Genomic DNA, 17339 nt, shown 5'->3' on the forward strand with positions numbered 1-17339 from the left:
CATCATGTGGAGTCGAATGACCTTTTATTTTTAACATTGCCTTTATTAATGAAGAGGAGTAAAGGAGTGAGTAAGTTGAGAGAAGAGGAGAAAGATTTTCTATCGACTGAACAAGATCAGCAGGATCATCAGTTGTCCTTTCGATTGAATCGCCTGTTATTTAAAGGGTTAGCTTCTCTTATATTTGTTCTTGCTGTAGCGATTATGTTTAAACAATCCTCTTCGCCATTTGTTGAGGGACAGGCGTGGATGAGAGAAGTGATGGAAAAGGAATTTCAATTCTCTAAAGCGGCTGAATGGTATGAGAAAACGTTGGGAGAACCTCTTCCTTTTACCGTTGATGGCTGGACTCAACAGGAGACGGTGGTAAACGAGCAAACGGAATATGCGATACCCGTCTCTGGGAAAGTAGTAGAAGACTTTCAGACGAATGGAAAGGGGCTTATGGTAGAAGCTGGTGTCAATGAAGGAGTGAAGGCGATTAAAGCGGGGACCGTGATTTTTGTCGGGCAAAAGGATGAATTCGGCCAAACCGTTGTTGTTCAGCATGCGGACAATAGCGAATCATGGTATGGGCATGTGGCAGACCCAACTGTCCGACCTTATGAAAAGGTGGAAGCGGGAAATGTACTAGCCCAACTGTCTCCAAGTCAACAGACATTCTATTTAGCGATTAAGAAAGATGGAGTATTTGTCGATCCGGGAACGGTGATCTCATTTGAATAAGCTCATTAGAAAGATATCTATTCATCCGCTGATGTGGGTCATGATTGCCTTTTCGGCACTGACGGGGCGATTTATTGATTTATTGATGATTTTTTTCATTATTGCGATTCATGAGTTGGGACATGCTTGGATGGCTTTGTTGTTTCAATGGCGCATTAAGCGAGTGGTATTTCTGCCCTTTGGCGGCGTGGCGGAAGTAGATGAGCATGGCAATCGACCAGCTAGAGAAGAATTGTGGGTCATTTTAGCGGGTCCACTGCAGCATATATGGTTGTTTTTGGCCGCTTGGTTGCTATTTATATTAGGATGGATGCCAGAAAATCTTTATCAAACGTTTTGGCAGTTTAATTTGGCTATTTTCTTGTTTAACTTACTCCCGGTTTATCCGCTTGATGGCGGAAAGCTGCTGATGCTTCTCGTTTCTTTACGGCAGCCTTTTTTATTCACGATTCGTCTAGCAATTTTGTTTTCCGCTTTATGTCTCTTGTGTCTTCAGCTGATTATTTTATTCTTTTTACCTTTCCACCTTCAAGCTTGGTTAATTATTGCTTATTTGATAGTGGCTCTATGGAGAGAATGGAAAGATAAGCAGTACACCTTTATTCGCTTTTTGTTGGAGAGGTATTATGGGAACAAAGAGGGAGCCATCAAGTTAAAGCCGCTTAAGGTGTCTTGTGATGCTAAGCTCTCTTCTGTTTTAGAGCAGTTTCGACGCAATACGAAGCATATTGTCTATGTTACTGAAAATGGGGAGGAAATTGGACGATTGGATGAAAACGAAGTGTTGTATGCTTATTTTTCCGAAAAGAGAACAGCTGCTTGTTTAAAGGAATTGCTTCCTGTTGATTGACGAATAAGGAATTGCTCGGTAAAGTGGAATGAAATAGATCAGAAAGCAGGTTTTGTATGAACACGTTAATTGTTAGTGTGAAAGGAAGAGAACAAAGAGTAGCGGTCGTGCAAAATGGCCGAGCAGAGCAATTTCATGTGTTTCAGCCGGCAGAACAATCTCATGTCGGCTTTTTATATTATGGAGTGATTGAGAAGGTAGAAAAAGGAATGAATGCTTGTTTTGTCAACATCGGTCTTAGACAAAACGGTTATTTGCATCGCGATCAATTGCCAGGGCATCAAAATCGATCCATCGGACAGCTCGTGCATCAAGGTCAAAAAATAATTGTGCAAGTAATGAAAGATGGAACAGAAACGAAAGGGCCTCGTCTGTCAGCTGTGATTGAGTGGCCAGGTGAGAAGTTAGTGTATTTGCCTGACGGCGGCTATACTGCGCTCTCTAAAAAAGTAACGGATGCACAAAAGCGCGAGCGAGTAGCCAGCTGGGCAAAAAATTGGAAGCGTGAGGAAGAGGGGCTTATTTTACGTACAGCTGCTTTTGATGCAACAGAAGAAGCTCTTTTGTCAGAAGCGGAACAGTTAAGAAGTGAGCATGAACAGCTCGTCAAAAACGTATTAACAAGCAAAGCCCCGTCTTTATTGCGGGAGAAGCCGCTTTTAATAGAAGAATTATTTGCTCGGATGCAATCGTTGCACACAGGAGAGCTCATTTGTGATAGTGTCGAGTTTCTGTCATTGTTAACAAAAGATCCTCGTTTTCAGCCAAGTCAGTGGGCGGTAAAACATCACTCAGCGGATGAAGATCTATTTTCAGCGAATGGAATGGACAGTGAATTAGAGAAAGCGTTAAAGCGAATCGTCTGGCTGCCAAGCGGAGGATTTCTTGTGATTGAGCGTACAGAGGCGATGACGGTCATCGATGTGAACACAGGGAAATTCACTGGGAAAAGCAGTCAAGCTCAAACCGTTTTATTAACAAATAAAGAAGCAGCGATTGAAGCGGCGCGCCAACTGCGATTGCGAGATATTAGCGGCATTATTATTATTGATTTTATTGATATGTTTCACGATCAAGATCGGCTTGTGATTGAAAGACTGTTAAAGCAAGAAGTGAAAAAAGATGCTAAATCCGTCTCTATCCGTGAATTTACTTCGCTTGGCTTGATGCAGATCACTCGAAAGAAAACGAAGCCTTCGGTATTAGAAACGCTAACGGAACCTTGTCCAATTTGTCAAGGTAGCGCGCGGGTGAAAAGTGCTGAAACGGTCGCTTTTGAATTAGAACGCCAGCTGCTGCAATATGCGAGGGATGAACAAGAAGCGATTCTAGTAGAATTGACACAAGAAGTGAGGGAAATCTTTGTTGGCGAACAGCGGCAATTTCATCAGCAGCTTGAAGCGCTTCTCCACAAAAAAATCATTTATCGTCTCATTGATGCTCCAATTCCAATGGCAAAGATCATTCGGGCAGGGACAACAGCGGAGCTATCAACAAATACATAATTGTATAAATGTTATCGATTGGCCGTGGATCATTTACACTGTATGAAAAGATAGACGATAAAAAACGTTGACACCTAATTAGTAAAATGATAAGATTCTAATGTTATTGTTTGTAGCACCCGTGCTACAACCGCACATTACAGGTTGTAAGTGTATGCTTTCTTTTCGCATGTCACCTGACAATGGCGAGTCTGAGTTAATTAAGGAGGTGCAGAGAATGTACGCAATTATTGAAACTGGCGGTAAACAACTAAAGGTAGAAGAAGGTCAAGCAATCTACATTGAAAAATTAGATGCAGCAGAAGGTGAATCTGTTACATTTGATCAAGTATTATTCGTTGGTGGCGACACTGTGAAAGTAGGAAGCCCACTTGTTGAGGGAGCTACTGTTACAGCGAAAGTTGAAAAACAAGGCCGTCAAAAGAAAATTACTGTTTTCAAATTCAAAGCTAAGAAAAACTACCGCAGAAAACAAGGTCATCGTCAACCATACACTAAAGTTGTAATTGAAAAAATCAACGCGTAAGGCGATGTTTTTATGATTCGAGTCAACATATCGAAGCTTCCTTCTGGAAAGATCTCATCTTTCACGATGAAGGGGCATGCGGAATTTGCCGAACATGGAAAAGATTTAGTTTGCGCGGCAGCAACAGCTGTCTCTTTCGGAGCATTAAACGCCATTCTTTCTTTGACAGAGGCGGATCTCCAAATCGATCAAGGAAAAGAAGGCGGTTTTCTCCGCTGCGTCGTACCGGAAAATCTTTCTGAAAGCGAACAGGAGAAAGTACAATTGCTTCTTGAAGGCATGATTGTTTCCCTGCAAACAATCGAACGTGATTATGGCGAATACATTAAAATCAACTAGCAGGAGGTGAAACTCATGTTAAGATTAGATCTTCAGTTTTTCGCATCTAAAAAAGGTGTAGGTTCTACGAAGAACGGTCGTGATTCAATCGCGAAACGCCTTGGTGCTAAACGTGCAGACGGTCAGTTCGTTACTGGTGGATCCATCCTTTACCGTCAACGCGGTACAAAGATTTATCCAGGTGAAAACGTTGGTCGTGGTGGAGACGATACTTTATTCGCGAAAGTTGATGGTATCGTTCGTTTCGAACGCCTAGGCCGCGACAAGAAGAAAGTAAGCGTATATCCAGCTGCTCAATAAGAGTAAAGGCTATAGCAATAAAGCTCTAACCCATGGGTTAGGGCTTTATTTTTTTCTGAATGAGCGAGCGATAGAAGAGAATGAACTCTCCATTTCGAAGTGATTTCTGTTATACTAACATAAAGCCAGCGTTAATTGACGACTAATGGATAATGGCATAGGTTTAATGAAGAAGAGGGAGTACAAGGTATTTTCTGACTCCTCCCTTCGATTAATTCATGGAGGTCTTTTGTAATTGATGATGAAAAATGAAGACTGGACGGTTATCCAAGCGATGCGGCATGCAAGGCATGATTGGATGAATCAACTTCAGCTAATAAAAGGCTTTATGGCTCTCGGAAAATTGGAGGAAGCAGAACGTGTGATTGAAACAACGATTTTGCAAGCGAGGCAGGAAGCGCACTTATGTAATTTGTGTTTACCGAAGTTTGCTGAAAAGTTGTTAACCTTCAATTGGGAAGAACATTCCTTTCAATTAGAATACGAAGTTTTAGACCATGAAATTTGCGTAAATATAAATGATGAGTGGCTAAGTGAATGGGTTGGTTCACTTTTTCACTTAATTGAGGCTCATATTGAACGATATGCAGATAACCTTCTCTGCCTCTCCATTCATAAGGCAGATGAAGGGCTTCGTTTCTTTTTTGAATTCAGTGGAATAATACAAAATGAGCATGGATTGTTAGAATGTGTCGAAGCCCAGCTAAACACACCGTATATTCAACAATGGAATATTCATGAGTATTCTAGTAAAGAATTGTTATTTGAAGTCGTCCTTTAATGGTTTCTTCCATACGGTAGGACACGAAAGGTTTATCTCGCTTATTTTAAATTTAAGATGTTTTAATGATAACAGGAGGGTTTTATGTTTGTAGATCAAGTGAAAATTTATGTAAAAGGCGGAGACGGCGGAAATGGGATGGTTGCGTTTCGCCGAGAGAAATATGTACCTAAAGGCGGACCAGCCGGTGGCGATGGCGGTAAAGGAGCTGACGTCATCTTTGAAGTGGATGAAGGTTTGCGGACGCTCATGGATTTCCGTTACCAGCGTCATTTCAAAGCGGATCGTGGAGAACATGGCATGAGCAAAAATCAGCATGGAAGAAATTCAGCTGATATGATTGTCAAAGTTCCACCTGGGACAGTTGTGACAGATGATGACACGAAAGAGGTGATCGCGGATTTAACGGAGCATGGCCAAAGAGCAGTGATCGCTAAAGGCGGTCGCGGCGGCCGTGGAAACTCTCGTTTTGCTACACCAGCGAATCCGGCACCAGAGCTTTCAGAGAACGGTGAACCAGGGACAGAGCGATACGTAGTGTTAGAATTAAAACTATTGGCAGATGCTGGGCTTGTGGGCTTCCCAAGCGTTGGGAAATCAACGTTGCTATCAGTCGTATCCGCTGCTCGCCCGAAAATTGCTGAGTATCATTTCACGACGATTGTTCCCAATCTTGGTGTAGTGGAGACGGACGATGGCCGCAGTTTTGTGTTAGCCGATCTTCCTGGGTTAATTGAAGGAGCGCATGAAGGTGTGGGGCTTGGGCACCAGTTTTTACGGCACATTGAAAGAACGCGCGTCATTGTCCATGTGATTGATATGTCTGGGTTAGAAGGACGTGATCCTTATGAGGATTATGTGACCATTAATAAGGAATTGCAAGAATACAATTTACGTTTAACAGAGCGCCCGCAAATTATTGTCGCTAATAAAATGGATATGCCAGATTCAGAAGAAAATCTTCGCATATTTAAAGAAAAAGTGGGCAGTGATGCGCCGATCTTTCCAATTTCAGCTATCACTCGAGAAGGACTGAAAGAACTATTATTTGCGATTGCGGATAAAATTGAGCAAACGCCAGAGTTTCCACTTGAGCATATTGAAGAAGAAAAAGGTATTCACCGCGTCATGTACAAACATGAAAATCAAGCAGCTGAATTTGAAATTACAAGAGACTCTGACGGCTGCTTCGTAGTCAGCGGAGCGAAAGTGGAGAAATTATTTAAGATGACCGACTTCTCACGCGAAGATTCCGTTCGTCGCTTTGCACGCCAGTTGCGTTCAATGGGTGTCGATGAGGCGTTGCGTGAGCGCGGAGCAGAAGATGGCGATATTGTTCGACTATTGGAATATGAATTTGAATTTGTCGAGTAATCGGTCGCTGTAAAGTGGGGGAAGCACATTGGCAAAGAAGGATTTTGATCAAAAATTTTATCTTGTGCGAGCGGATGTTTTGCCAGAAGCGATGAAAAAAACGCTCGAGGCAAAAGAACTCATTGAGCGACGCAAAGTAGATTCTGTCTGGGATGCCGTTAAAAAAGTCGACTTAAGTCGCAGCGCTTTTTATAAATATCGAGATACGGTCTTTCCTTTTCATAAAATTGTGAAAGAACGAATTATTACTTTGTTTTTTCATCTTGAAGACCGTTCAGGTACATTGTCAGAATTGCTTCGGCTAGTAGCGAAATATCATGGTAACATTTTAACGATTCACCAAACGATTCCGATTCAAGGGAGAGCAAATGTCACCTTGTCGTTAAATGTGACCGATATGACGATTGATTTGGAAGAAATGCTTATGGAATTGAAAAACTTAGAATTTGTAGATACGGTAGAAGTTCTCGGCTCTGGTGCTTAAGAGCCGCCTTTTACTAAGGTGAATTTTTTTAATATTCTTACAAGGGAGAGAGCCAGTTGAAGAAAATAGCTTACTTAGGTCCGGAAGCGACCTTTACTGATATTGCTGTTCGAAGTGCGTTTCCAGAAGAAGAGCGTATTCCTTATTTAACGATTCCGGCATGTATGGATGCTGTCATTGAAGGGGAAGTCGATTTAGCCGTTGTGCCGCTTGAAAATGCTCTTGAAGGAACGGTCAATTTAACGATTGATTATTTATTTCATGAAGCCAATTTAAAAATCATTGGGGAAATGACAGCACCGATTCAGCAGCATTTGCTCGTACATAAGAATCATCTAGCAGATTGGAAGCAGGCAGAAAAAATTATGTCTCATCCGCATGCGATCGCTCAATGCCATAAATTTTTACATACGCATTTTCATCGAGTATCTTTTGAACAAATGACATCGACAGCGGCTGCTGCTCAATATATAAGTGAACACCCAGAACATCGGTATGCCGCGATCGCCAACTCATTATCAGCGAAGCAATATGATTTAGCGATCGCCCAAGAAAATATTCATGATTATAGTTATAACCATACAAGATTCATTGTGTTGGCAAAAGAAGATCAAGCACTAACCTTGCCATTAACCAACCCGCTAGATAAAACAACGATTGTCGTCACCTTGCCATCCGATCGCGCAGGGGCCTTACACCAAGTGTTATCTGCTTTTTCTTGGAGAGACATCAGTTTAAGTAAAATTGAATCCCGGCCGTTAAAAACAGGGCTAGGAAACTATTTCTTTATCATTGATATCGCCCAAAAAATAGATGATGTCTTGCTTCCGGGGGCTTTTGCGGAAATGGAAGCGCTCGGTTGTTCGGTGCAAGTGCTTGGAAGCTATCAAGCTTATTCGATTGAATGACTCGTCTTTAAAGAAATCTTTAATGGATGAGGAAAAGAAATGAATCAAAAAGTAGCGATTATATGCCTGGGGTGAAAATAAATAATACAGACATTGCATCTTTTAATATTCGGCAAATAAAAGATAAGGAATATATTCATAAACCCCCTTTTATAGCCAACTAGAAAACTAGCCAGATGAGCGCTCATCTGGCTAGTTTTCTTAATTCTCCGTCAGCAAAAAACCAGCTTTTTTCAATGCGGCTTCTGCTTCATCTAACGTGCGCTCATCCTTTGCGGCAATCGTGTGCAAATGCACCCCATTTGTCAGCTGAGAAAGATAAGCGGCATTTGTTTCGGCTGCTTTTTGAACGAATTGTGCGACTTCTTTCCGGTTGGATACCATGATGGAAGCGGTTAAGTCGCCATAAATCGGATGTTCGATTTTGACATCTTTCACAAGAAGGCCGAAATCGACGAGCAAATTTAATTCATCTTCCGTTTGTTCAGGTGAATGAAAACAAGCAACGGAACGCTCATACCATTTCTCTTGTGATGGCTGAGGTAAGTAGACATATCCTTGGCTCGTCGCCATAATCGGTTCATTTCGCGCTTTTAATAACGTAATATCATTAACGATCACTTGACGGCTAACATTTGTACGATTAGCCAGTTCACTTCCGGTTAACGGCTCTTGACTTTCTTGAAGCCATGTTAAAATCAGTGATCGCCGCTCTTCTCCTAAAATTTTCTTCCCTGGAGCCATTTGAATCCCTCCATGTTAAATTTCAATACTCTCTATTGTAGCACAATTGTTCTCAAGTAGCCGCTTCGCCAAAGCGTCGACTTCTGCTATCGTTGTTTGTTCGCCAAAAGAAATACGGAAAAACTGTTTCGCCTCCTCTTTGGAAAATCCCATCGCTTGTACCGCTTTTGTGCCGCCTTCATTTGAAGATTGGCAAGCGCTTCCGGTGGAAATCGAAAAGCCGTATTCATTTAAATGCAACATCATCAGTTGCCCCTCTGTTCCCATTAATTTCATGCCGATGATGGACGGGAGCTGACGCTCATGTTTTGTCTCAATCCATTCGTAGGAGGAGGCGGCTAATTGTTCTTTTAGCCGTTGCCGCAATTTCCATTCTTTATCGAGCGAGTACGATTGACACATTTTTTCAGCAGCAGCTATAAATGCTGCGATCCCAGGCACATCAACGGTTCCTCCGCGAAATCCTTTTTCATGAGAAATGCCTGGAAATATCGGTCGCCAAGGGATAGACGGAGACACGTAGGCTGCTCCGACTCCTTTCGGGCCATATATTTTATGAGAGGAAATCGATAGGCTAGTGATAGAAGGGAGTAACGGCTGTAGATCGATTTTACCAAAAGCTTGAACACAATCGCAGTGCAGCAGAATTCCCTTCTCCTTTAACATCATGCCGGCTTCAATGACGGGCTGAATCGTTCCAATTTCAGAGTTGACATATTGTAAGCAAACAAGAACAGTTTCCTCTGTTATCGCATCTTCAAGTGTCTGTATGTCTAATACGCCTTCAGAATTGAACGGAAGTCGAGTAATTTGAAACCCTTCTTGTTCAAGATAATTCATCGCCGCATGAACCGAAGAATGTTCAGCCATCGTCGTAATAATGTGAGTCCCTTCTGGCTGCTTTTGTTTAGCTAAAGAAATAACGGCTAGTAAATTGCTTTCTGTCCCGCTGGACGTGAAATAAACGCCTTCTGGCTGTCCGCCAATCAGAGTGGCTAGCTTTTCCCGGCAGCTATCAAGCAAAAAGCGAGCACGCCCTCCCTCATCATGCAGACTTGAACTATTTCCAAAGAATTTCCGGCTCGCTTCTATATACACATTGAGTGCTTCTTCGCACATCGGCGTAGTGGCTGCGTAGTCAAAATAAGGCATGGTTATCTCTCCTGTATAAAAAAGTCTTGTCTTTAGTTTAAATTTGTGTAAATATATGTGTCAAGACACCTGTTAAAACAGGAGGAGAAAATATGAAAAATCAAATGGATGTATTGATTATTGGTGGGGGAATTGCCGCTTTACAATTAGCCCGTCTATTACATTCGTCTTTGCATGTGAGTGTTATCACAAAATCAGTGATTCGGCAAAGCAATTCGTATTGGGCGCAGGGAGGAATTGCCGCGGTTGTTGATCGTAGTGATCACCCGAAGCTCCATATTGAAGACACGATCACTGCGGGGCGTTTTCATCACTCTTATCGTGAGGTAGAACGTTTAGTCGAAGAAGGAACGGCTGCTGTTCAACAGCTAATAGCGGAAGGTTTGCCAGTTGATCGGGATGAGTTGGGACATATTTCATTGGGATTAGAAGGGGCACATCGAGCCAATCGAATTGTTCACGCAGGCGGTGATGCAACTGGTCGGCATACAATTGAATTTTTGCTTGAACAGCTGCCAAAGCATGTGCAAGTGATTGAACAAGAAATGGCCTATGAGTTGTTATTATCAGCAGACCGTTCGGCTTGTGTTGGTGTAAAAACGAAAAGAAAAGATGGGTCCATTCAAATATATCGTGCTCACCACGTCGTGTTAGCTTCAGGTGGGGTGGGTGCCATTTATCCGTTTACGACAAATCAAAAAACTTTAACAGGCGATGGGATTGCAATGGCTTTTCGCGCGGGAGCAGAGGTTGCCGATATGGAGTTTATACAATTCCATCCCACCTTGCTTTATGTGAACGGAGAAACAAAAGGGCTTATATCTGAAGCGGTGAGAGGAGCAGGTGGTGTTCTTGTTGATCATATGGGCCATCGACTGATGGAGCATGTTCATCCATTAAAAGATTTAGCTCCGAGACATGTTACCGCTTATGAAATTTACAAAGCTCGAGCCAATGGAAAAGAAGTGTACATTGATATTCGCTCGATTGCTAACTTTGAGCAGCAGTTTCCGACGATCACGGCTCTTTGTAAGCAACATGGAATTTCGATTGCAGAAGGTTTGTTGCCGGTTGCTCCCGGCAGCCATTTTTTAATGGGAGGCATTTGTGTCGACACGTTTGGTCGGACGACGCTCCCAGGGTTATATGCCATCGGAGAAACAGCAAGTAGCGGCGTCCACGGAGCAAATCGGCTGGCAAGCAATTCGTTGTTAGAGGGAATTGTGTTTGGTCGCCGGCTCGCGAAATATTTAAATGAACAGCCTTATGTGTCAAACTCGGCATCTGTTTTTCATTATGAAGAGCAAATCGATCAAGGCAAGATCGCCTCGTTATCTAAAAGTGAGCTGCAACAGCGAATGATGGATGCGGTGGGAATGATTCGCTCAGGCGAAAAGCTTCAAAGGCATCTGCAATATTTAAAGGCAATAGGGGTCAATGATTGGATGAAGAAGGGGATCGATGTTCTTTCACAGGAAGAAATTGAGAAGCTATTTTTATTTATGAACAGTTATTTAATTAGTTACCCGGCGCTGCTGCGGGAAGAAAGCCGAGGGGCGCATATTCGTGCAGATTTTTCAGTGGAAGAAGAAAGCTGGCTCGGAAAACGCATTATACAAACGATACAACAAACGTGGGTAAGGAGAGGTTTTTGTGAATCGGATCAAGCTAGAATCCATGCTTAAAGAATTTTTTTTAGAGGATATTGGCGATGGCGATTTAAGCGGGGAAGCGGTCTTTTCATCGAAAGAACGGGGACAGTTTCAGCTTTTAGCTAAACAAAGCGGGATTTTTTGCGGAGAAGAAGTAATTGCCGTTGGATTTTCTTTAATTGATCCCGTTAGTTCGGTAGAGATGAAGGTGAAGGATGGGGATTGGATCACGGCTGGAGCAGTCATTGCAGAAGTGGCAGGAACGATGCGCGGTTTGCTTCAAGGGGAGCGAGTCATTTTAAATTTGATTCAGCGCATGTCGGGAATTGCGACAGCTGCACATCAGGCCGTTTCTCAAACAAAGGGAACAAAAGCGAAAATTTGTGATACGCGGAAAACAACGCCAGGTCTTCGGATGCTGGAAAAGTATGCTGTGCAAATGGGCGGAGGTGTCAATCATCGTCGCGGCCTGTATGATGCGATTATGCTTAAAGATAATCATATTGCCTTTGCGGGCGGCATTATACAAGCAGTACAAAAAGCCAAAGCCTTTGCAGGTCACACCGTGAAAATCGAAGTGGAGATTGAAACGAAGCAGCAGCTAGAAGAAGCGATTGAAGCTCAAGCCGATATTATTATGTTTGATAATCGAACACCGGAAGAGATTAAAGAGTGGATCAAGATTGTACCAGCATCGATAATAACAGAAGCGTCAGGCGGGATTCATTTAGGTAATATTCGAGAGTATGCTGCAAGTGGTGTGGACTACATTTCTCTCGGCGCGTTGACTCATTCTGTTCAAGCCCTTGATATTAGCGCGAAAGTGCAACCATATGTAAAGAAGGAGGAAGTTCACGGTGTCTATTCAAGAAATGCTTAAGCAGCCATTATTTTCATTGCCTGATCGTTATCGCCAAATGACGAAAGAGCAAATGGAAGAGCGAGTAAGAGCGATTAAAGAGGAATTGGGGGATTCGCTCTTTATCCCAGGGCATCATTATCAAAAAGATGAAGTGATTCAATTTGCGGACGCAGTCGGTGATTCACTGCAGCTGGCGCAAGTATCGGCAAGCAATAAAAAGGCTAAATACATTGTGTTTTGCGGTGTTCACTTTATGGCAGAAACGGCGGATATGTTAACAACAAAGGAACAAACGGTCATTTTACCAGATATGCGCGCTGGTTGTTCGATGGCAGATATGGCGAATATTCACCAAACGGAAATCGCTTGGGGGAAACTGCAAGCCTTATTTGGTGATACGATGCTACCGTTAACGTATGTCAATTCAACAGCAGCGATTAAAGCCTTTGTTGGTCGCAATGGCGGAGCAACGGTCACCTCATCGAATGCGCATAAAATAGTGAAATGGGCCTTCGCCCAAAAAGAAAGAATTCTTTTCTTGCCTGATCAGCATTTGGGGCGTAATACTGCTTTTGATTTAGGGATTGAGCTAGATGAAATGGCGGTTTGGGATCCGATTCGTCACGAACTGGAGTATGAGGGGGATCTCAGTCGAGTGAAAGTGATTTTATGGAAAGGGCATTGCTCTGTACATGAAAATTTCACGGTGAAAAATATTGAAGAGGTTCGTCAACAATATCCTGACATGAACATTATCGTTCATCCAGAATGTCGCCGGGAAGTAGTGGGATTATCTGATGATAACGGTTCAACGAAATACATTATTGACACAATTGAACAATCCGCTCCGGGCAGCGCTTGGGCAATCGGTACAGAAATGAACTTGGTGAACCGCTTAATCCAGAACCATCCGGATAAAAAAATTATTTCATTAAATCCAAATATGTGTCCGTGTCTGACGATGAATCGCATCGACTTACCGCACTTGCTTTGGTCATTAGAACTCATTGTAGAAGGCGGCCCAAGCAATGTCATTGAGGTAGACCAGCAAACAACAAATGATGCCTTGCTTGCGTTAAATCGGATGTTAGAACAATAACATGAGAGATCCTTCGCTTATCGGGCGAGGGATTTTTTGTGTGAAGCCGAAGAAGCAATCTCCAGCGCGATGATTCATATTCTCCTTCTTTTGCGCATAAAATTTTTGTGTAAGTTTGTTCGCAAATTCGCATCGCCCACATACACTATATCGACGAATGCCTAAGGAGGGAAAAAATGAAGATCCATATTGTACAGAAAGGGGATACACTCTGGACGATCGCTAAAAAATACGGAGTTAATTTTGAAGAGTTGAAGAAGATGAATGCCCAACTCTCCAACCCCGATTTAATCATGCCAGGCATGAAAATTAAAGTGCCTACATCAGCAGGCATGCCTAATAAGGAAATGCCGAAAATGGGAACGGTCGAGAAAGAAAAGAAAGTAGAACAACCGCTAGCCCCTCCTGTGAAGGAAAAAGAAAAGGTGGTTGTTCAAAAGCCAGCCATGCCACCTCCAATGCCGCCTATTATTCCTGAGGTGGAAATCAATCAAATTTTTCAAATGCAGCCGCCCCCCCCACCTGCTCCGGCAGCAAAAGCGCCGATTGCACCGCCTGCACCAGAAGTGAAAAAGCCGGTTGCACCGCCCGCACCGCCGGCTCCAGTAGCAAAAGCACCAACCCTTAAGCCGGCGCCAAAAGTACCGAAAAAGCCGGATAATATTTTTCCGGGGCTAAATGAAAAAGAAGAGGTGGAAAGCTCAGAAGTACCGATGATACCGCCAGTCATGCCGCAGATGGCTATGGAACCTCAACTACAAGGAGGATGTTTTCAACCGATGAATCCATACATGTCTATGTATCCTATGTCGCCGCAAACTTGTGGCTGTGGAACGGCTATGCCACAACAGTGGAGTATGCCGGCCGCCCCAGTCCAGCCGATGGCTATGCCAATGCACTATCCGAACGTCAATATGGCCATGATGGAAGAATCGTCGGATGAATCTTCTATCATGCCGAATATGATGATGCCAAATGCCATGATGCCCAATACGGCAATGCCAAATATGATGATGCCTAATATGCCAGTTGGAAATGTGCAAGGGGTACAGACCGCAGAGTCGCCAATGATGTCGCCTCAAGCGTTTCCGATGCAAGGGTATCCAACACAAGCGTTTCCAGCACAAACTTTTCCGGCTGCGATGCCAGCAACCGGATGTGTGCCTGTCACACCGGTGATGCCAGGAACTGGTTTTGGTTCTCCTTTTGCTATGGTTCCAGCGGGGTACGGAATGGAATCGCCAGCAGTTATGGGAGCATATACGCAGCAGCCTGCTTACGGAGCGTATCCGCAACAAATGATGGCATCTCCTTATATGTATAGCCCATATCCGAATCAGCCAATGGCTCCAACCGGATGTGGCTGTGGGCAACCTCAGCCGTATGGCATGATGGGCTTTCCGCGATTTGATGAAGATGAGGAATAAAGCAACATTTGGAGACGCGCCTTTATCCCGTCTCCTTTTTCAATTGTCCGCAGCTTTAGGGGAAGAAATCGACTGTATTTATCCTATAAAAACCGGCAAATGGGTCGTCTATGCTGGCGATCATCAATGGTTTTTAAAGCGTTATGGCACTCAAGAGCAATTTATGAAACAGTGGAAGCTGACAGAAAAGTTATTGTCGGCTAAATTTTATTCCATTATTCCTTTTCATTCGGCGTCCCCCATTATAATTGAAAAAAACATTTTTGCTCTGATGCCGTTTATTAAAGCATCTAAGCGGATGTATACGTTTCAATCAAGGCAGGAAAGAGAAGAGGCGTTACAGTTGCTGAGCTCCTTTCATACACAAACGAAGACATTTGTTGATGAGCTAAATGGCCATTTTCCTCCGCTTGACCAGCTGACTCGCTGGCGGCAAAGATTGAACTCCTTTATTCAATTGTCTCCTCAATTACAGCACTATTTTCCAAAGTCACTGCTAGAGCGGTATATAGAAATGGGAAAGTGGTCTTTGACGCAGCTAATGAAACGAACATGGCGTGAAAGAAAACCGGTCATTATTCATGGTGACATCGTCGCTCATAATTTTTTGCGAGCGGAAAAAGGACCGTTATTTTTAATCGATTTCGATTTAGCGATGAAAGCCCCAGCGATGTATGATTACTTACAATTTGCTAATCGTGTCTTGCCTCTTGTCGATTGGGATCTCGATCCAATCATGGAGCATGGAGCGCTTGCGGAATTTAAAGAGGATGAAGAATTTTATTTGCAGTTATTATTTCCTACCGATATTTTTCGTGAATGTCGCCGTTTTATCCATTCTATAAGCGGAGATTATCAGCATACTTACGATTTAACTGTAACTAACTTTCAAAAAAGAGAGGCCTTTTTTGTGAAATGGCAAAATGAACTAGCATAAGTCGTCTGAATCCCCTCAAACTAAGAAGGGTGAGAAATGCCCGAAATCTAGTTTCAGGGGTGGAGACATGAAGGATATGCTCACAGCTTGTGTAATGACATTTTTAGTGATCAGCTTAGCGGCTTGTAATTATGATCAAGAGAAAAGCTACGAAGACCCTAATAAAGAGCATGGTTTTTATTCTGGTGAAAGTTATGGAGAAGAGCATCAGCGGAGCACCGATATTAATTATCACGGGAATAGAGGATTGACACCGGAAAAGGTCAAAACTTCTTATTACGAAAATTATCCAGGTCGGTTAGCGGAGAGGCTGTCAAAAGAGGCAATGACAGTTCGTGGTGTGACGGATGCCCGAGCGTGGATTAACGGAAAAAAGATTGAAGTCGCTGTTCATTTAAAGGAAGAAGGTACAGAAAGAAAAGAAAAAGCAAGAATTAAAAAAGGTGTGGAAAAAGCCATAGCTCCTTATACAGATGGATATCAAGTGCGCGTCTCGACTGATCACGCTTCTTACAGTCATTTGCGGAATTTAGATAATGATTTGCGGGATGGCGGGCCGATCGATTTGCCGAATGAAAGATTTAGTCGCTAATAAATAAGCGGGAGTGTTGACAACTCCTGCTTGTTTGATTGACGAAAAATAAAAAGCCAGCTTCCCTAAAAGGAAACTGGCTTAGTATGTAATGGAAAGGCCGCGGTTGCCGTACAGTTAATAGAGTTTTAAAACCACCACTCCATAAAGTGGGTGTTTGCAGAAACGTTCCTATCGTCCTCATTCAAAATGGGGCATGATATTCCTGCTTCAATATAAAACTCCCTATTTCAGCTTAAAGGTTAAAACTTTATTAAGATTACGCACAACGCAGCTGATAGGACTATATTACATAAAATCATCGGAAAATGCAAATCCAAATTCATTCATGCTTAGCTAACATAGGCAAAAAGGATTTTTTATTTAGGAACAAACGTTTCTTTTTGATTTCGTGCACAGATAAATCATGGTATGATACAATGAAGTGTACTGGATAGAAGGGGAGAAACGAAGTGTACGAATATATTAAAGGAAGCGTGGAATTTATTGGACCGGAGTATGTCGTCATTGAAAACGGTGGCATCGGTTATAAAGTGCTCACGCCGAATCCGTTTGCTTTTTCGAAATTTGAAAAGCAGGTCATTACGATTTATTTGTATCAGCATGTGCGCGAAGATGTACTGGCATTGTACGGCTTTCTTTCGTTAGAAGAGAAGAGAATGTTTGAGAAGCTGATTTGCGTGTCGGGCATTGGGCCAAAGGGGGCGCTTGCGGTATTGGCCAGCGGGGAACCGCAGCAAGTAATTCATGCGATTGAACAAGAAGATGAATCGTTTTTAGTGAAGTTTCCAGGTGTCGGCAAGAAAACAGCGCGGCAAATGATTCTTGATTTAAAAGGGAAATTAGCGGATGTTGTGCCGGAGTATTTTCCTAATTTATTTCAAGCGGAAGAGGATGAAAGAAGAGTCGCTCTTTCTGCTGAGCTGGACGAAGCCATGCTGGCGCTAGAAGCTCTCGGTTATTCTGAGCGCGAACTTAAAAAGATTAGCGCGAAACTAAAAACGGAAGAAATGACGACTGATCAATATATCCGTAAAGGATTGCAGTTACTCTTGAATGGTTAAACTGAATGAAGAGGGGT

At 42.9% G+C, this 17339-nt stretch carries 18 protein-coding genes, 1 other RNA gene, 1 pseudogene and 1 other annotated feature; of the genes and pseudogenes, 17 read left to right on the top strand and 3 right to left on the bottom strand.

Features of this window, described 5'->3' with window-relative positions:
* Positions 1-66: 66 nt before the first annotated feature.
* The 10 genes from IRB43_RS01220 to pheA all read left to right on the top strand — a co-directional run bounded on the left by IRB43_RS01220 (position 67) and on the right by pheA (position 7793).
* Complete coding sequence (locus IRB43_RS01220; RefSeq protein ID WP_203361606.1) at positions 67-726, top strand: peptidoglycan DD-metalloendopeptidase family protein; 660 nt, start codon at positions 67-69, stop codon at positions 724-726.
* Complete coding sequence (locus tag IRB43_RS01225) at positions 719-1576, top strand: site-2 protease family protein (protein WP_203361607.1); 858 nt, start codon at positions 719-721, stop codon at positions 1574-1576. Before IRB43_RS01220 ends, IRB43_RS01225 begins: the two co-directional genes overlap by 8 nt.
* Before the next feature lie 56 nt (positions 1577-1632).
* On the top strand, positions 1633-3081 hold the full coding sequence (locus IRB43_RS01230) for an Rne/Rng family ribonuclease (protein WP_203361608.1): 1449 nt from the start codon (positions 1633-1635) through the stop codon (positions 3079-3081).
* Between the two features lie 118 nt (positions 3082-3199).
* Positions 3200-3284, top strand: a sequence feature (ribosomal protein L21 leader region).
* A gap of 14 nt (positions 3285-3298) precedes the next feature.
* Positions 3299-3607, top strand: coding sequence for a 50S ribosomal protein L21 (gene rplU, locus IRB43_RS01235; RefSeq protein ID WP_203361609.1), 309 nt, complete (start codon positions 3299-3301; stop codon positions 3605-3607).
* A gap of 12 nt (positions 3608-3619) precedes the next feature.
* On the top strand, positions 3620-3946 hold the full coding sequence (locus IRB43_RS01240; RefSeq protein WP_203361610.1) for a ribosomal-processing cysteine protease Prp: 327 nt from the start codon (positions 3620-3622) through the stop codon (positions 3944-3946).
* Between the two features lie 15 nt (positions 3947-3961).
* Positions 3962-4246 (top strand): 50S ribosomal protein L27, encoded by a 285-nt coding sequence (gene rpmA, locus IRB43_RS01245; RefSeq protein ID WP_203361611.1) that lies wholly within the window; start codon positions 3962-3964, stop codon positions 4244-4246.
* A 238-nt stretch (positions 4247-4484) separates the two neighbouring features.
* Positions 4485-5027 (top strand): Spo0B C-terminal domain-containing protein, encoded by a 543-nt coding sequence (locus IRB43_RS01250; RefSeq protein ID WP_238941771.1) that lies wholly within the window; start codon positions 4485-4487, stop codon positions 5025-5027.
* A gap of 84 nt (positions 5028-5111) precedes the next feature.
* Entirely contained in the window at positions 5112-6401 is a 1290-nt protein-coding gene (obgE, locus tag IRB43_RS01255; protein WP_203361613.1) for a GTPase ObgE, read from the top strand.
* Positions 6402-6429: 28 nt separating this feature from the next.
* Positions 6430-6885: an ACT domain-containing protein gene (locus IRB43_RS01260; protein WP_203361614.1), complete on the top strand. Its 456-nt coding sequence runs from the start codon at positions 6430-6432 to the stop codon at positions 6883-6885.
* A 56-nt stretch (positions 6886-6941) separates the two neighbouring features.
* Positions 6942-7793, top strand: coding sequence for a prephenate dehydratase (gene pheA / locus IRB43_RS01265; RefSeq protein ID WP_203361615.1), 852 nt, complete (start codon positions 6942-6944; stop codon positions 7791-7793).
* 201 nt (positions 7794-7994) lie between these two features.
* Here the strand turns inward: pheA and IRB43_RS01270 are convergent, their stop codons facing one another.
* Together IRB43_RS01270 and IRB43_RS01275 are read right to left on the bottom strand one after the other, a co-directional pair.
* Positions 7995-8537: a transcription repressor NadR gene (locus tag IRB43_RS01270; RefSeq protein WP_203361616.1), complete on the bottom strand. Its 543-nt coding sequence runs from the start codon at positions 8535-8537 to the stop codon at positions 7995-7997.
* Positions 8538-8552: 15 nt separating this feature from the next.
* A complete protein-coding gene (locus IRB43_RS01275; RefSeq protein ID WP_203361617.1) occupies positions 8553-9689 on the bottom strand; it encodes an IscS subfamily cysteine desulfurase in 1137 nt (378 codons plus the stop codon).
* Positions 9690-9781: 92 nt separating this feature from the next.
* On the opposite strand from IRB43_RS01275, the gene nadB reads away from it, so the two are divergent.
* The 6 genes and pseudogenes from nadB to IRB43_RS01305 all read left to right on the top strand — a co-directional run bounded on the left by nadB (position 9782) and on the right by IRB43_RS01305 (position 16258).
* Positions 9782-11374: an L-aspartate oxidase gene (gene nadB, locus IRB43_RS01280; protein WP_203361618.1), complete on the top strand. Its 1593-nt coding sequence runs from the start codon at positions 9782-9784 to the stop codon at positions 11372-11374.
* Positions 11343-12221, top strand: coding sequence for a carboxylating nicotinate-nucleotide diphosphorylase (gene nadC, locus IRB43_RS01285; protein ID WP_203361619.1), 879 nt, complete (start codon positions 11343-11345; stop codon positions 12219-12221). The genes nadB and nadC overlap by 32 nt, the downstream gene beginning before the upstream one ends.
* A complete protein-coding gene (nadA, locus tag IRB43_RS01290; RefSeq protein WP_481748099.1) occupies positions 12199-13302 on the top strand; it encodes a quinolinate synthase NadA in 1104 nt (367 codons plus the stop codon). Before nadC ends, nadA begins: the two co-directional genes overlap by 23 nt.
* A 176-nt stretch (positions 13303-13478) precedes the next feature.
* Positions 13479-13625 (top strand): annotated as a pseudogene (safA, locus tag IRB43_RS18135) (SafA/ExsA family spore coat assembly protein); the annotation flags it as partial.
* A gap of 1093 nt (positions 13626-14718) precedes the next feature.
* The gene (locus tag IRB43_RS01300) at positions 14719-15666 is read left to right on the top strand and encodes a phosphotransferase (RefSeq protein ID WP_203361620.1); all 948 of its coding nucleotides are present in this window, start codon (positions 14719-14721) and stop codon (positions 15664-15666) included.
* A 67-nt stretch (positions 15667-15733) separates the two neighbouring features.
* Entirely contained in the window at positions 15734-16258 is a 525-nt protein-coding gene (locus IRB43_RS01305; RefSeq protein WP_203361621.1) for a YhcN/YlaJ family sporulation lipoprotein, read from the top strand.
* A 93-nt stretch (positions 16259-16351) separates the two neighbouring features.
* On the opposite strand, the gene ssrS is transcribed toward IRB43_RS01305, so the two are convergent.
* Positions 16352-16538: non-coding RNA, 6S RNA (gene ssrS, locus IRB43_RS01310), on the bottom strand.
* A 172-nt stretch (positions 16539-16710) separates the two neighbouring features.
* Between ssrS and ruvA the strand changes: the two genes are divergently transcribed.
* Positions 16711-17322 carry a Holliday junction branch migration protein RuvA gene (gene ruvA / locus IRB43_RS01315; RefSeq protein ID WP_203361622.1) on the top strand — a complete coding sequence of 204 codons (612 nt, stop codon included), beginning with the start codon at positions 16711-16713 and terminating at the stop codon, positions 17320-17322.
* Positions 17323-17339 lie beyond the last annotated feature (17 nt).

Source organism: Bacillus sp. REN10, assembly GCF_016820555.1.
Taxonomy (GTDB): Bacteria; Bacillota; Bacilli; order Bacillales; family Domibacillaceae; genus Bacillus_CE.

Coding starts and splice junctions, on each gene's coding strand:
- IRB43_RS01230 (WP_203361608.1), top strand. CDS start 1,633: ATGAACACGTTAATTGTTAGTGTGAAAGGAAGAGAACAAAGAGTAGCG.
- rplU (WP_203361609.1), top strand. CDS start 3,299: ATGTACGCAATTATTGAAACTGGCGGTAAACAACTAAAGGTAGAAGAA.
- IRB43_RS01240 (WP_203361610.1), top strand. CDS start 3,620: ATGATTCGAGTCAACATATCGAAGCTTCCTTCTGGAAAGATCTCATCT.
- rpmA (WP_203361611.1), top strand. CDS start 3,962: ATGTTAAGATTAGATCTTCAGTTTTTCGCATCTAAAAAAGGTGTAGGT.
- IRB43_RS01250 (WP_238941771.1), top strand. CDS start 4,485: ATGATGAAAAATGAAGACTGGACGGTTATCCAAGCGATGCGGCATGCA.
- obgE (WP_203361613.1), top strand. CDS start 5,112: ATGTTTGTAGATCAAGTGAAAATTTATGTAAAAGGCGGAGACGGCGGA.
- IRB43_RS01270 (WP_203361616.1), bottom strand. CDS start 8,537: ATGGCTCCAGGGAAGAAAATTTTAGGAGAAGAGCGGCGATCACTGATT.
- IRB43_RS01275 (WP_203361617.1), bottom strand. CDS start 9,689: ATGCCTTATTTTGACTACGCAGCCACTACGCCGATGTGCGAAGAAGCA.
- nadB (WP_203361618.1), top strand. CDS start 9,782: ATGAAAAATCAAATGGATGTATTGATTATTGGTGGGGGAATTGCCGCT.
- IRB43_RS01300 (WP_203361620.1), top strand. CDS start 14,719: ATGAGGAATAAAGCAACATTTGGAGACGCGCCTTTATCCCGTCTCCTT.
- IRB43_RS01305 (WP_203361621.1), top strand. CDS start 15,734: ATGAAGGATATGCTCACAGCTTGTGTAATGACATTTTTAGTGATCAGC.